The organism is Atribacterota bacterium (assembly GCA_028717805.1).
Taxonomy (GTDB): domain Bacteria; phylum Atribacterota; class Phoenicimicrobiia; order Phoenicimicrobiales; family Stramentimicrobiaceae; genus Stramentimicrobium.
Genome location: JAQUNC010000008.1, coordinates 18,361 through 31,796 on the forward strand (window position 1 = coordinate 18,361; position 13,436 = coordinate 31,796).

Here is a 13,436-nt window from a genome sequence, read left to right on the forward strand (position 1 = left end):
TACTATGTATCACACAAAAACCCTACTTACAATTAAAGAAGCAAGCCAATGGGCAAGTGATTTTTTACAGAGAGAAATTAGTGAGTCTAATATATCCTATTTAATTCAGTATGGAAAAGTAAGAAAATACAATGGCGGGAATTCGATACTGGTAGATGTAGATGATTTAAGACATTATTACCAGTCTTATCGAGGTTGGCGTGAAATAAATTGGAAAAAGCAACTGGGTGAAGATTTAAATTGGTCCTTATCTTTTGATCACTTAAGAGAAAAAGATACTACAAAGCATGTGCATCGCTTACACCCATACAAAGGAAAATTTATCCCCCAGCTGGTTCAATATTTTATAGATGATCATATAGATGATTTTAAAAAAGGTGTTTATTTTAAGCCTGGAGATATTATTCTTGATCCTTTCATGGGTTCTGGAACCACGTTGGTACAAGCTAATGAAATGGGAATGCATTCCATAGGAATTGACATATCTCGGTTTAATTGTCTGATTGCAGAAGCAAAACTACTTAATTATGATTTTACTTCTCTGGAAAAGGAAATCAGAAAAATTCAAAAGGCTATTGCTGAATTTGAATCTAAAAGCAATGTTAGAGATTTTGAAGAAGAACTGTTGTTACAATTAGCCGAATTTAATCGCAAGCATTTCCCCAGTCCGGAATTCAAATATAAGGTGAACACAAAACGAATAGATGAGGAGCAATATGGTGCTGAAAAAGAACAAGAGTTCTTAGATATTTATAATGATCTGGTTAAAAAATACAATATTGAACTTAATCATTTTTCTGCTCAAAACTTTTTAGATAAATGGTATATCAGGAATGTAAAAAAAGAGATTGATTTTGCCTTCGAGTTAATTAAAAAAATTGAAGATATAAAAAACAAAAAGATTTTAGCAGTAATATTAAGTAGAACAATTAGATCCTGTCGTGCTACAACACATTCAGATTTAGCTACCCTTAAAGAACCACAAGTAACTACTTACTATTGTTGGAAACACAAAAAAATATGTAAACCAATTTTTTCTATAAAAACGTGGTTTAATCGTTATGCAATTGATACATTTTACCGATTAAAAACTTTTTCTCAACTTAAAACCCATTCTTATTACATAATTATTTCTTCCGATTCTCGTACAATGGATATTTTTAAGGAAATTGAAAAACGAAATAAGAAATTTTATGAATTATTGTTAAAAAATAAAATCCAGGGGATTTTTACCTCTCCACCTTACGTTGGGCAGATTGATTACCATGAACAACATGCTTATGCCTATGATCTTTTTGGTTTTCAACGTAAAGATGAACTTGAAATAGGTCCTCTATATAAAGGAAAAGGACCAGAGGCACGAGTTGCTTATGTAGAAGGAATTTCAAAAGTTTTACTGAATTGCCGAAATTTTTTAGCAAAAGATTTTAACGTATTTTTAGTTGCTAATGATAAGTACAATCTATATCCAGAAATTGCTCAGCGAGCTAGTATGAAGATTATAAACCAGTTTAAACGCCCTGTATTAAATAGGACGGAAAGAGACAAATCTCCCTATTCTGAGACGATATTCCATTTAAAAGATAGAGAATAATATGGCACTTACTATCCAACAAAGTAAACAAATAAAAGATTATTTAATTGGGAAGATCCACAATAAGCTGGCAACTTATGCTCCTGAAACAAATTATATGCCTTTTCATTTTCGCTTACTTGGCAAAGATAGAATGGCTATATTTTCCTTTATTCAATCAGTTAACACAATGTTAGGTACTTCAATATTTGAACAAATTGGGAAATTGATAGCTGAACCAAAAGCAAAAATGGCTATTGGTCAATATAGAGAATTTGTAGGTTATATCAGTAGTGAGTCAGTTTTAACAATTGATAGAATTATGCGTGATTTACGATCAGCTTTGCGCAAACCTGATAAAGAAAAAGAGACTGATGAGATTTTAGAGGTTGCCAAGAAAGGAAATTTAGGAAGGAAATTGAAAAAACGAGTTGACCTTTATATAGAAATGAATGGCATAGAATATTATTTTGAAATTAAAACTGCTAAACCAAATATCAATGAATTCATTGGGATAAAAAAGCAATTATTGGATTGGATTGCAATGCGAAGTAGTGAAAAAACTGATGTAAAAATTAAAACTATAGTTGCTATTCCTTACAATCCTTATGAACCGAAACCTTATGAACGCTGGACCTTGCAGGGGTTATTTGATTTATCGGAAGAAGTGTTAGTGGGTCATGAATTTTGGGACTTGTTAGGTGGGGAAAATACTTATGAAGATTTATTAAAGATATTTGAACAAGCAGGGTCAGAGTTATATGATGAGATTGATAAAAAAATTAAAACACTAAAATGATAGTTAACTTAAAGCCACATTAAACCACATTACCTATAAGATTACCTTAAATCAGTAGTTGAGAATTTACTGTTGGTCAAAAAATACTGTATTCCTTCAAAATATTAGATACCGAGTTGGTGTAATATAGCATTTATATGTTGAAAAAGAATACTATTATATCTTTATATTTCTAAAAATGGAAATATAATTTGCCATATTTCCAAAATAAGACAAAAATGACAATATGGTACAGGATTATTCATATTCAATAAACAAGTAACTTTTTTAAATCTTTAAAAAAACTGGAATAACTAAAACCGATAAAAAAATGCTGGAGAACTTTATGACAAAAGAAGAAATTAAAAAAGGCGAAATTATAATATATAAATCCGATGAAGGACCTCAGTTAGAGGTTCGTTTAAAAGAAGATACTGTTTGGCTAACGCAAAAACAGATGGCTCTACTTTTTGAGAAAGGATTGCCAATAATAAACGAACATATAAAAAATATTTATAAAGAGGGTGAATTAAAACAAGATTCAACTATTCGGAAATACCGGATAGTTCAAACAGAAGTAAGCTGCCTATTACCAATTATTGTAAAACACTAGCTTTGCTTGAACTATATAACAAGGGGAAAATTTCACTTGTGAGAAAAGCAAAAGGTAGGTGTATTTTAAATTATGACAAGGCAAAGGAAATTATTGAAGAAATAAAAAAGGAATTAATGGATAGACAGGACAGGGTAGATTTGAAGATTCACACAAGTGTTAGAAAAATCTTTTTATTAGCTTTGATTTGTGGTAATATCAATAGTATGATATTTTAAAGATTATAGGGGGGATAAATATGGAAACTGTCAAAAAAGTAGCCATCCTGGCAGAAAATTTATATGAAGATCCTGAATTGTGGTATCCTTACTATAGACTTAAAGAAGCAGGTTATGAGGTAAAAGTTGTAGCGCCGGAGAAGAAGACCTATTACAGTAAACACCAATATCCCGTAGAAGCAGATTTATCTATTGAGGAAGTAAAAGCAGATGATTTTGTAGGTGTCGTTATTCCAGGTGGTTTTGCACCGGATCACCTTCGCAGATATCCGAAAATACTTAGTTTTGTCCGTAAAATATTTGAAAAAGATGGCCTGGTTGCGGCAATTTGCCATGCTGCCTGGGTTCCTATTTCAGCAGGGATATTAAATGAGAAGGATGCCACCTGTTTTTTTGCCATTAAGGATGATTTGATAAATGCGGGAGCTAATTATTTAGACCAAGAGGTAGTTGTAGATCATCACCTGGTTACTTCCCGTACACCCAGAGATTTGCCAGCATTTCTACCCGCTATACTAAAAGTTTTAGATGAATTATAATTGTAAAGGCAAAAAATAAGTAATTATTTTTTAAAAAATGGAAAAGCACATGCGTAAAGCTGTAGTACATGCCCTGCCATATGGTGTTTTATGCTTGTTTACGCTGCTTATCATTATGATTTTTTGGCCGGTGGAACAAGGCTGGATACAATTGTCCAATTCCTGGATTGCCTTATTCTTTGTCTGTGCATTTTGTGCTATTTTTTTATTTCAGGAAGATATTTACCATTTTTTAGATCAGAATATCACCAGTAATTTTTTAGGAGCATCTGTTCCCCTGCAAAAACACCGAGCTATTCCCGAAATATTTAAAGATGACCATAAATTCCAGGAAATAATTTCTGGTACTGTTATGGCCTGGATGGATAAGATAAATATAGAAAAACAAGAAAAAATAATGAGGGAAGAAGAGATAACTCAAACTATAGAACGGTATAAGAAAGAGAAAAAGGATAATGTCAAATGGCTCTTCCTTTTTGCTGATTATTTTTTAGTTCCGCATAGTAAGGATATTTTATATGAAATTAACGAAAGACACTATATAACAGAAGAGATATTTCAGGAAATGACCGCTGAGATGTCTATTGATGAGAATGAATCAGAAGCCATTTTAGAGATTTTAAAGTTTTTAAGATTTATCAGGAAACAGGAGGAAGAATTTATCATAACTGAAACAGGTTCTGCCTATTGCACCTATCTGGAAAGAATTAATCAAAAATAAAGGGCAAATCATAATAAAGACGAACTTACTTAGGTATGAAAGACTAAAAAACAACAGGGAGAAGCTTGTAGTCTCCCTGTTGTTTTTTAGTCTCTGTAATGTAATATATAATCTGTTTTTATTGTTTATAATTATTTAATTATCCCCAGCTTTCTGGAAATCTAATCTGATTTTACTGATTTCAGCAAGCTGTTCCTGGGATAGATCTAAATTCATCATTCCCCATGGCTTAGCTCCTCTTTCTGAAAAACCAAAGCATTTACCGGATGCAAACTGTTCCTGATTCAGAAAATCCGATGGTGATGCCCCGGGTTTACCCACATAACCACTCCGGGTACGCGACTCAGCAAAGGAAGCAATACTAAAAAATAGGGATGTGCTGGTCACCACGAGCAGTAATAAAGTAACCTTCTTTGTCTTCATAATATTTTACCTCCATTATTGATTAGTGTTTGTTTAACGAAGGGAGTATTAATTTCCCTGTCTATCTATTTAGACGTAAATAAAAGCAGGTTTCTTTTAAAAATAAATTTTACTTATCTGCTTCTATTCTGGTTATAATAATCCTGAAGGGTAGAATTTATGGAAGCATTCAGGTAAAATGTAGTGGATTACAAAGTCTTTATTGAAAAGCTATATTATGATACTATATAAATTTGCCTGGATAATCAAAGAAGGAGAAGACAGAAAAGAGATGAGATATAATACACTGGGAAACTCAGGAATAAAAGTAAGTGAATTATGTTTTGGTGTTTTACCTATGGGACCGTTGCAGGCTAATATGTTAGTTCAGGAAGGAGCAAAGATTATTAGGAAAGGATTGGATTCAGGTATTAATTTTCTGGATACTGCTCAGGCTTATAAAACCTACCCTTATATTAGAGAAGCCCTTGTTGATTTTCCAAAAGAAGTTATTATAGCCAGCAAATCACATGCTACTGGTTATGAAGAAATGAAAGAAGCAGTTTTGGAAGCTTGTCGGGAGCTGAATCGCCCTTATATTGATATTTTTCACCTGCATGCTCCACAAGAGGATAAGGATGTTTTTCAGAAAAGAGTAGGTGCGCTTTCCGCTCTGGTGGACTTAAAAAAGGAAGGAATAATAAGAGCTATAGGGATTTCCACTCATGCTCTAGAAGTGGTAGAAAAATCAGCCGAGGTCGAAGAAATTGATGTTGTTTTCCCTTTAATTAATAGAATCGGATTAGGTATTATCGGGGGAAAGCCAGCAGAAATGATTCAAGCGATTAAAAAGGTCTTTAATAATGGTAAGGGTGTCTATGCTATGAAAGCATTAGCGGGTGGTTATCTTATAAAAACGATAGAAGAGGCAATTACTTTTGTAAGAAAGATTAAGGAAATACAATCCATTGCTGTAGGTATGGTTCATTATCGGGAATTGGGAATAAATCTAAAAATATTTGAAGACCAAAAGATCAATCAGGAAAAACTTATCAAAGAGGAATTTTCTAGAAAAAGGCTCATTGTTTCCCGATTTTGTGAGGGATGCGGTACCTGTGTAAAGGCGTGTCCCAATCAAGCCCTGTCTTTGAGGGATGGGAAGGCTGTTGTAAACTATAACTTTTGTCTCACCTGTGGTTATTGTGTACCCCATTGCCCCATCTTTGCTCTAAGAATTGTTTAGAGAGTAGCAGGTAAATTATTTCTCTCAGGATACTATTACATTAAGTTTTCGGGGCAATATTCTAATGTGATAATCCTTTTTCGCTGGTAATATTTCACCGGCAACCTGTGCTTTTATCGGCTTATCAACCTCTATTGATATTTCCTTTCCTCTGAAAAAGCTGACTTCTGATACCTCACGATGTGTTCCTTTTATAGCCTTGGGTAATAGGTAGAGACAGCGAAATCTATTCATTTTACCAATAACACAGATATCGAGTAAGCCGTCATCAATTTCTGCTTCGGGAGTTATATTAAATTTTCCACCTTCAATTCTACCATTGGCTATTGCTATAAGTAACATTTCTCCTTCTATCACTTGACCATCAATGGTTATTTTAGCCTGAAAAGAAGGTAGGGGTAAGAGTAGTTTTTGGATAGTGGCAAAGACATAAACATAAGCGCTTAGTGCTTTCCAGTCAGGATGATTTGTTTTCATCTGATTGGCTAAAGCGGCAATATCAGCATCAAAACCAATACCACAGACGTTAACAAAATAGATTTGCTCATTAATGAGGCCTACATCTATTTTTTTTGTCTTTTGCCCGGGGATGATCTGGCAGGCTTGCAAGATGTCTTTAGGTATAGAAGTACTTTTGATAAAATCATTAGCCCAACCAGCTGGAATTATACCAAGAGTTGGCTGATTTGGTGCTTGAATTATGCCATTGACAATTTCATTAATGGTGCCATCACCACCAACTGAAATTATTAAGTCAACCCCCTGTTCAGCAGCTTGGCAGGCTAGAGTGGTTGCTCCTCCGGAAGAGGGAGTCCAGCTGATCTGATACTCTAAGTTTGTACGGTCAAAATAACTGAGAATTTCAGAAATAAATTTTTGTGGTTTTCCACCACCAGCAGTATGGTTGATAATCAGTTCTGCTTTCAAAAAAAATATCCTCACTGATATTTAAGATAGGCAAGGGTAATTCTACCCCTTGAAAACCCTTAAATTAGCTTAATACTTATTCATCCCTTGAATATCTTGTTTAATATATTTACTATATCATTTGAATATCTCAAATAGCCAGATAATGAAAATTATAACTACCTATCTCCTAAATATCAATATCTTTACATAATCTTTTAAGAGGTTAATAATTGATAAGATTCAGGTTGTCGACCAAGAATAGCCTTAGTATGAGGAACAATAGTCTTATCCCTGGCCAGACTGAGGAAAATCGAGGCCATACTTGCCACTTCCTGGTTTTGCAGACAGCCAGTAACAATTTGTCCTGATGGTGCTGTGATAATACTATGACCGTTATATTCTTGCTGAATGGAATTAGGGCAGATGATAAAGATTTTATTTTCTGCACTTCTGGTCTGACAAATTTTTAGGTGTTCATCATAACCGAACTGGCTTGCCCAGATTATGATTTCAGCACCTTTTAGAGTCAGGATGCGAGCAATTTCCGGGAAATATCCCTCATAATCGAGCATCATACCGATGGTACCAAATTGTGTTTCAAATACTGGGAAATAATTTTCTCCAGGATTAATTTTATCTTTTTCCGGTAATTCCAGATGTGTTTTTCTGTATTTACCTATTATTTTTCCTGATTGTACCAGGAAGCTTGTTTTATATCTAAGAGAATTTTTCTGTTCCTTTAAGACAATAGAGCAAAGTACAGAAGATTTTTTAGTTAATTCTTGTAATAAGTCCAGAACAACCGGGCTTTTATGAACAGGAAGGAAATTATGTTGAGAAAAAGAAAGGAGGGATACCTCCTGATCTGTTAAGGTGTGGAAAAAATATTCCATCCTGGATAGGTAAGCAGAAAACTCTTCATCTGCAGAACCTCCGATTTGGATTACAGCAGCGAAATAATTCTCCGTTTTTTTATTAGATTGTTTTTTAGAATCCTTAGAAATGGGTAGTTCGCTGGTAGGCAAAGCAAGATAGTTGTATTGCTCGGGCTTTCTGCTTTGAAAAACATCAATCAGACCAGCAATGTTTTTCTGATGGGATAGAGATAAATCAATTTCTCTAAGCAGTATTTCTTCCTGGTCGGAAGATGCCATGATTACTGTTTCTCCATCTGGTGAGAAGAAGGCACTTTTCCCGCAGTATTGAATTGATTTTTCTTCATAACCAATTTTATTTGCTGCTACAATCCAGACTTTGTTTTCCAGCGCCCTGGTGGGAATCATATATTCTGCTTGGGGATTAGACCAGGCTTTTCTTTCCAGGCCTGAGGTAACCCAGTTGGTAAGGTCTAATAGAACTTCTGCTCCCTGTAAGGAGAGACAGCGGGTGATTTCGGGTAGGCGGCCATCCGCACAGATAAATAAACCAATTCTCCCAATTTTGGTATCAAAAACGGGATAGTTATTATCACTTTGAAACCATTTATTATCAAAATGCCAGAGAAAAGACTTTCTTACCCTTCCAATCTCTTGGCCTTTATCATTAATCAGAGCAGCCGAATTGTAAAGTAGATTTTTTTCCGGAATAAATTCAGGCAAGCCCAGGGCAATGTAAATCTGGTATTTTCGGGCATATTCTTTTACTTCATCCAGAAATTGATTAGTAAGAGCAGTAAGCACTCTATAATCAGGAATAATTCTAGGGGATAAAAAATAACAGGGGTAGACACACTCAGGTAAAATTATCAGGTCGGGTTTTAAGCGGGCAGCTTTGATAATAAATTGTAAAATGTGTTCTTTATTCTTTGCCTCTTTTAAAAAAGGCCTTGCCTCTAATTGAAGACAGGCAACTCTAATTTTATGATTGTTCATAAGGCTTTATTTTTCTTTCATTTATTATTTTAATAGATTCAGAGTATTGCACCTTTGTTAATTTTGTCTAATCTATTTTATCTACTATAAATTATTTTAAGTGCGAGCTGTCTTAAAGCTACTTCTAACTAAAGGAGCCTTTATTCCTTAATGCTTTATATTATATAAATTTATTTTTCCACGATCTTATCAATTTCTTCTAAATCAGTATCTATTATTTTAGTAAGACCTGTTACCCTTGCTGCCCCTTCTGTTAGAGGAATAAGGTCATCACGACTGATGCAGGGCAACTGATATTTTCGGCATAAAGCCATCAACTGTTGTAAGCCGGTGTTAATCCTTTCCATATAATTATATACTCCAAAGGCACCCAGCGGAATATCTTCCACTTTATCACCAAATCGTGCTTTGAGGTCAGGGAAACCACAAAAAATCTCTGATAGTGACTGGCCATATTGAGTAAGATCTGTTGGGATATTTCCCTTTTGAATTAACTTTCCGAGAGTCTGCCCTACCATGGCGGCAGTCATAGCAGCTCTCCCAATACCGATAAGTCTTACATAAGGAGAACCGAGAGCCAGACCTTTAAAGATATGATCTTCAAAAGAAAATCCACCTGCCATTACCAAAGTCGGTAAGCGCAGATTTCTTTCTTGCATTTTTTGACAAATTTTAAAGAGAATGGTCTCTAAGTATACAGTTGGATATCCCCATTCATTCATCATATGGATAGGACTATTACCGGTACCACCTCCGGCACCATCGACTGTCATAAAATCTATCCCCGCTTTGGAAGCCAGCATAATTGTTTTAGCCAAATCAGCAGGTCTAAAAGGCCCGGTTTTGATGGAGATATATTTAGCGCCTTTGTCTCTGAGGTTTTTTACACGTTTCAGAAAGGTTTCTTCTTCCCATTCAGGTAAACGTCCAACTTTGTAAAGTGTGGGTCCCATATTATTTCTATAAAGTTCCTGGACTGTCGGATCATTCGGATCAGGATATACCTCGTATCCCATTTGTTGAAATTGCAGGGCTTTTTCCAGAGAGGGAAGCTTCCCCATGCCCTGAATACCTTTAGCTGCTTGACCAAGTTTTAGCTCAACTGCCTCAAATCCTACCTCTTGAAGAGCGTAATCCAGTAATCCTAATTTCTCATCATCTGAATTTGCCTGTAAAAATAAGGCACCATATCCTTCATTAAACTGATAAAATGAATCATACATTTCCTTTAGCATGGGAAGGTGGACGATCTTACCGTGTTTAAGAACAGTGTCAGGATCAGTAGTAGGCATATCTTCCCCAATGACCGCAATTAAACCTGAAATTGCTGCTCCTGAAAAATAGCCTTTCCAGTTTAATTTGGCCATAGCAGGCAACACAAAAGGTGATTTTAATTTGAGTTTGTTTTTTTCATTTCCTATTGCTATGTTCAAATTGACATTAGGATAGGCAGTTTTTCCCGGTTCAGTACCAAAAGAACCAAAACAACGTCCGTTGATATTGAAGTGTGAAAAATCTACCGGGTAGTCTTTTTCAGATGCTGTCTGGGATGTGGTGCGTTCTGTGGGGTATAATATTTCTGAGCCCCTCACTGCGGAACGACCAATTTCACAGGTGCCCAGGCAGTCATTAGTACAAACCGTACATATTCCCGAGAAAGGCGAGAAATCTTTAGGAGTTCTACGTTTAGTTTTATTTACCGTAGAAGCGTTATAAATACTAAAGGACATTTCATAACACCCCTTTTAATTATATTTATATATCTAAAATATATAGCATAGTCAAATATTATAGTAATAGCTATTTTTTGTCAAAAATTGCTCTAAATATATATTATCTGACAAGTATTTTGAGAAAATAATTCTTAAAAAGTATACCGTCATTTTACAAAAGAATATAACATATTTAGATCTGACTAAAACTCCTGTAACTAAAAACCAATATAACTTTTTGTTTCTTATATTTTATGATATTATAAAAAAAGGAACGTTTTATTCATAAAGCATAAATGAAGAAGAGACAAAAATATTTAAGGGGGATTAAGATAATATGCCAGATTTTGGAAATTCTTTTTCTGGTTTAAAGAAAGACCGAAAACTAACTAAGGAAGAATTAATTCGTGCTATAAGATTTATGATTGCAGCAGAATATGAGGCTATTCAACTTTACATGCAACTTGCTGAATCAATTGATTATAAGTTAGCTCAGGAGGTATTAAAAGATATTGCGGATGAAGAACGGGTCCATGCCGGTGAGTTTCTTAGACTATTAAAAGAACTTGACCCTGAAGAAGAAAAATTCTATACTGAGGGAGCAAAAGAAGTAGAAGAAGAAATTGACAAGTTGAATAATTGAATTCCATGAAGCATATTCCAGCTGCAGCACTTATTGTTCTCCAATTATCCCTGTTTAATTAATAAGGCTACAATCCCTAATTTCCATTTGAAGTAAAAATATTTTAAATTTATTTACTTATTGACCGGCTATCTATTAAGAAGAGAACTACAAGAAGAAAGGAAGAAGATGTCCAGAAAAATTCGGAATATTTGTGTATTTGGTATTGGTGGTGTAGGAGGATATTTTGGCGGCAGGATAGCTTATAGAATAAATAAAAATAATTTAGCCAGAGAAGTTTATTTTATTGGCCGAGGAGAGCATTTAACCACAATTCAAGAAAAAGGTTTACAGGTAATAACTGATAAAGAGGAATTACTTTGCTTTCCCAATATTGCCACAGACAGGATAAGACATATTCCCACTCCAGACATATATTTACTTTGTGTAAAAGGGTATGATCTAAATTATGCGGTAATAGAAATCGCTAAGAATATATCTAATGATACTATCATTCTGCCTCTACTTAATGGTGTTGATATATATGAGCGAATCAGAGTAGTTTTACAAAAAGGGATAGTTATACCTGCCGCAGTATATGTTTCTTCCAGTATTGAACAACCGGGTGTTATCAGACAAAAAGGTCCTGAAGGACATATTGTATATGGCAAAGATCCTCAGTTCTTAAATCATGATTATCAGAATCTCAGGGAATTCTTTTCAGAAATGGAGATTAGCGCAGCTTGGTTTGAAAATCCTTATTCAGCTATCTGGGAAAAGTATGTCTTTATTGCTGCCTTTAGTTTAATGACTGCCTATTCTGGCAAGACCATTGGTGGAGTTATAGAGGATAGCGCATTACATAAGTCGACTGAAAACATTATGCAAGAGATTGTTATGATTGCCAGGTCAAGAGATATCAATTTAAAGCAAGATATAATTGAAACTTCTATGCAAGTAGCTAAAAGATTTCCCTACGATACTACAACTTCCTTTCAGAAGGATTACTTAAAAGGAAATAACAAAAACGAAAGAGACATATTTGGCGGAACCTTAATTCGTATGGCTCAAGAATATGGTATTGCTGCTCCTACCATTACCGAAATCTATAGCAAATTAATATCTTGAATTAATTAAAGCTTTAAGAGGGAGCCTGTGGATAGTAAAAAAGAAGAGAAAAAATTTGATATAGATGAATCTCTTATATTAAAATCTCTTCTGGAATTAATACCCGATTCTATTTACTTTAAAGACCTGCGAAGTAGATTTATCCTCATAAATAAAGGTATGGCTGAAAGAATTGGACTAAAAAATCCCAGGGAAGCTATTGGAAAGACTGATTTTGACTTTTTTTCTGATGAGCATGCCCAACAAGCATTTCAAGATGAGCAAAATATTATCAAAACAGGAAAACCAATAATAAATTATATAGAAAAGGAAACCTGGCATAACAAAGTCTATAAATGGGTATACACTACTAAAATGCCTTTATATGACAAAGAAGGCGAAATCATAGGAACATTTGGAATTTCGAGAGATATTACCGAAAGAAAGAAAACAGAAGAGAAAATAAAATTTCTATATTATCACGACCTACTAACCGGGCTATATAATAGGGCGTTTTTTGAGGAAGAATTGATTAGATTAGATACCAGTCGACAGCTGCCCATTAGCATAATAATGGGGGATGTTGATAGTCTTAAATTAGTGAATGACACTTTTGGTCATTACCGGGGAGATATGCTTCTTAAGAATATGGCAAACATATTTAGAAAATGTTTTAGAGAAGAAGATATTATTTCTAGATGGGGAGGAGATGAATTTATATGTATACTTCCTAAGACTGGCAAGAAAGATGCAGAAATGATTACTCGGAGAATAAAAGTTTTATGTAAGAACAAGAGTACAACTGAGCTACCTCTATGCATTTCTTTAGGAATTTCCACCAAGCAATCTTCTACAGAAAATATTCTGGATATATTAAAAGAAGCGGAAGACCTAATGTATAAAAATAAACTATCCAAAAGAAGAATAAAACCAGAAAACCACCCATTTCCCCACCTCGAGTAGATAGAAAGAGAAATAAAAAATAGAACATAAATATGCTTGACTGTATTTGAAATATCGTATATTATTTAAGTAAATATTAATATAATACTTAATTTAAGTTTTATAAAAAGTATTCATCACAACAAACTACCAAAGAACCGCACTACAAAAGCCCAAGTATTATGG

General features: G+C 34.3%; 14 protein-coding genes. 10 read left to right on the top strand and 4 right to left on the bottom strand.

Annotation, left to right across the window (positions count from 1 at the left end; all coding sequences use genetic code 11):
* Nucleotides 1-4: 4 nt before the first annotated feature.
* The 6 genes from PHD84_03090 to PHD84_03115 all read left to right on the top strand — a co-directional run bounded on the left by PHD84_03090 (nt 5) and on the right by PHD84_03115 (nt 4,442).
* On the top strand, nt 5-1,594 hold the full coding sequence (locus PHD84_03090; protein MDD5636788.1) for a DNA methyltransferase: 1,590 nt from the start codon (nt 5-7) through the stop codon (nt 1,592-1,594).
* Nucleotide 1,595: 1 nt separating this feature from the next.
* On the top strand, nt 1,596-2,372 hold the full coding sequence (locus PHD84_03095) for a TdeIII family type II restriction endonuclease (protein ID MDD5636789.1): 777 nt from the start codon (nt 1,596-1,598) through the stop codon (nt 2,370-2,372).
* Between the two features lie 325 nt (nt 2,373-2,697).
* Nucleotides 2,698-2,964, top strand: coding sequence for a hypothetical protein (locus tag PHD84_03100; protein MDD5636790.1), 267 nt, complete (start codon nt 2,698-2,700; stop codon nt 2,962-2,964).
* A gap of 38 nt (nt 2,965-3,002) precedes the next feature.
* Nucleotides 3,003-3,182: a hypothetical protein gene (locus PHD84_03105; protein MDD5636791.1), complete on the top strand. Its 180-nt coding sequence runs from the start codon at nt 3,003-3,005 to the stop codon at nt 3,180-3,182.
* A gap of 20 nt (nt 3,183-3,202) precedes the next feature.
* Nucleotides 3,203-3,721, top strand: a complete 519-nt coding sequence (locus PHD84_03110) for a type 1 glutamine amidotransferase (protein ID MDD5636792.1) — start codon at nt 3,203-3,205, stop codon at nt 3,719-3,721.
* A 49-nt stretch (nt 3,722-3,770) separates the two neighbouring features.
* Nucleotides 3,771-4,442 (top strand): hypothetical protein, encoded by a 672-nt coding sequence (locus PHD84_03115; GenBank protein MDD5636793.1) that lies wholly within the window; start codon nt 3,771-3,773, stop codon nt 4,440-4,442.
* A 135-nt stretch (nt 4,443-4,577) separates the two neighbouring features.
* On the opposite strand, the gene PHD84_03120 is transcribed toward PHD84_03115, so the two are convergent.
* Nucleotides 4,578-4,865 carry a hypothetical protein gene (locus tag PHD84_03120; GenBank protein ID MDD5636794.1) on the bottom strand — a complete coding sequence of 96 codons (288 nt, stop codon included), beginning with the start codon at nt 4,863-4,865 and terminating at the stop codon, nt 4,578-4,580.
* Between the two features lie 217 nt (nt 4,866-5,082).
* On the opposite strand from PHD84_03120, the gene PHD84_03125 reads away from it, so the two are divergent.
* Nucleotides 5,083-6,087: an aldo/keto reductase gene (locus PHD84_03125; GenBank protein ID MDD5636795.1), complete on the top strand. Its 1,005-nt coding sequence runs from the start codon at nt 5,083-5,085 to the stop codon at nt 6,085-6,087.
* 24 nt (nt 6,088-6,111) lie between these two features.
* Here PHD84_03125 and PHD84_03130 read toward each other — a convergent pair whose 3' ends face one another.
* The 3 genes from PHD84_03130 to PHD84_03140 all read right to left on the bottom strand — a co-directional run bounded on the left by PHD84_03130 (nt 6,112) and on the right by PHD84_03140 (nt 10,597).
* Nucleotides 6,112-7,014: a diacylglycerol kinase family lipid kinase gene (locus tag PHD84_03130; protein ID MDD5636796.1), complete on the bottom strand. Its 903-nt coding sequence runs from the start codon at nt 7,012-7,014 to the stop codon at nt 6,112-6,114.
* A gap of 197 nt (nt 7,015-7,211) precedes the next feature.
* Nucleotides 7,212-8,867: a carbon-nitrogen hydrolase family protein gene (locus PHD84_03135; GenBank protein ID MDD5636797.1), complete on the bottom strand. Its 1,656-nt coding sequence runs from the start codon at nt 8,865-8,867 to the stop codon at nt 7,212-7,214.
* 170 nt (nt 8,868-9,037) lie between these two features.
* Complete coding sequence (locus tag PHD84_03140; GenBank protein ID MDD5636798.1) at nt 9,038-10,597, bottom strand: glutamate synthase-related protein; 1,560 nt, start codon at nt 10,595-10,597, stop codon at nt 9,038-9,040.
* Between the two features lie 319 nt (nt 10,598-10,916).
* Here PHD84_03140 and PHD84_03145 point away from each other — a divergent pair, with 319 nt between their 5' ends.
* The 3 genes from PHD84_03145 (at nt 10,917) to PHD84_03155 (ending at nt 13,271) form a co-directional block, all read left to right on the top strand.
* Nucleotides 10,917-11,222 carry a ferritin family protein gene (locus PHD84_03145; protein MDD5636799.1) on the top strand — a complete coding sequence of 102 codons (306 nt, stop codon included), beginning with the start codon at nt 10,917-10,919 and terminating at the stop codon, nt 11,220-11,222.
* A gap of 168 nt (nt 11,223-11,390) precedes the next feature.
* On the top strand, nt 11,391-12,329 hold the full coding sequence (locus PHD84_03150) for a 2-dehydropantoate 2-reductase (protein ID MDD5636800.1): 939 nt from the start codon (nt 11,391-11,393) through the stop codon (nt 12,327-12,329).
* Nucleotides 12,330-12,356: 27 nt separating this feature from the next.
* Entirely contained in the window at nt 12,357-13,271 is a 915-nt protein-coding gene (locus PHD84_03155; GenBank protein ID MDD5636801.1) for a GGDEF domain-containing protein, read from the top strand.
* Nucleotides 13,272-13,436: the final 165 nt, after the last annotated feature.

Coding starts and splice junctions, on each gene's coding strand:
- PHD84_03090 (MDD5636788.1), top strand. CDS start 5: ATGTATCACACAAAAACCCTACTTACAATTAAAGAAGCAAGCCAATGG.
- PHD84_03095 (MDD5636789.1), top strand. CDS start 1,596: ATGGCACTTACTATCCAACAAAGTAAACAAATAAAAGATTATTTAATT.
- PHD84_03100 (MDD5636790.1), top strand. CDS start 2,698: ATGACAAAAGAAGAAATTAAAAAAGGCGAAATTATAATATATAAATCC.
- PHD84_03110 (MDD5636792.1), top strand. CDS start 3,203: ATGGAAACTGTCAAAAAAGTAGCCATCCTGGCAGAAAATTTATATGAA.
- PHD84_03115 (MDD5636793.1), top strand. CDS start 3,771: ATGCGTAAAGCTGTAGTACATGCCCTGCCATATGGTGTTTTATGCTTG.
- PHD84_03120 (MDD5636794.1), bottom strand. CDS start 4,865: ATGAAGACAAAGAAGGTTACTTTATTACTGCTCGTGGTGACCAGCACA.
- PHD84_03125 (MDD5636795.1), top strand. CDS start 5,083: ATGATACTATATAAATTTGCCTGGATAATCAAAGAAGGAGAAGACAGA.
- PHD84_03135 (MDD5636797.1), bottom strand. CDS start 8,867: ATGAACAATCATAAAATTAGAGTTGCCTGTCTTCAATTAGAGGCAAGG.
- PHD84_03140 (MDD5636798.1), bottom strand. CDS start 10,597: ATGTCCTTTAGTATTTATAACGCTTCTACGGTAAATAAAACTAAACGT.
- PHD84_03145 (MDD5636799.1), top strand. CDS start 10,917: ATGCCAGATTTTGGAAATTCTTTTTCTGGTTTAAAGAAAGACCGAAAA.
- PHD84_03150 (MDD5636800.1), top strand. CDS start 11,391: ATGTCCAGAAAAATTCGGAATATTTGTGTATTTGGTATTGGTGGTGTA.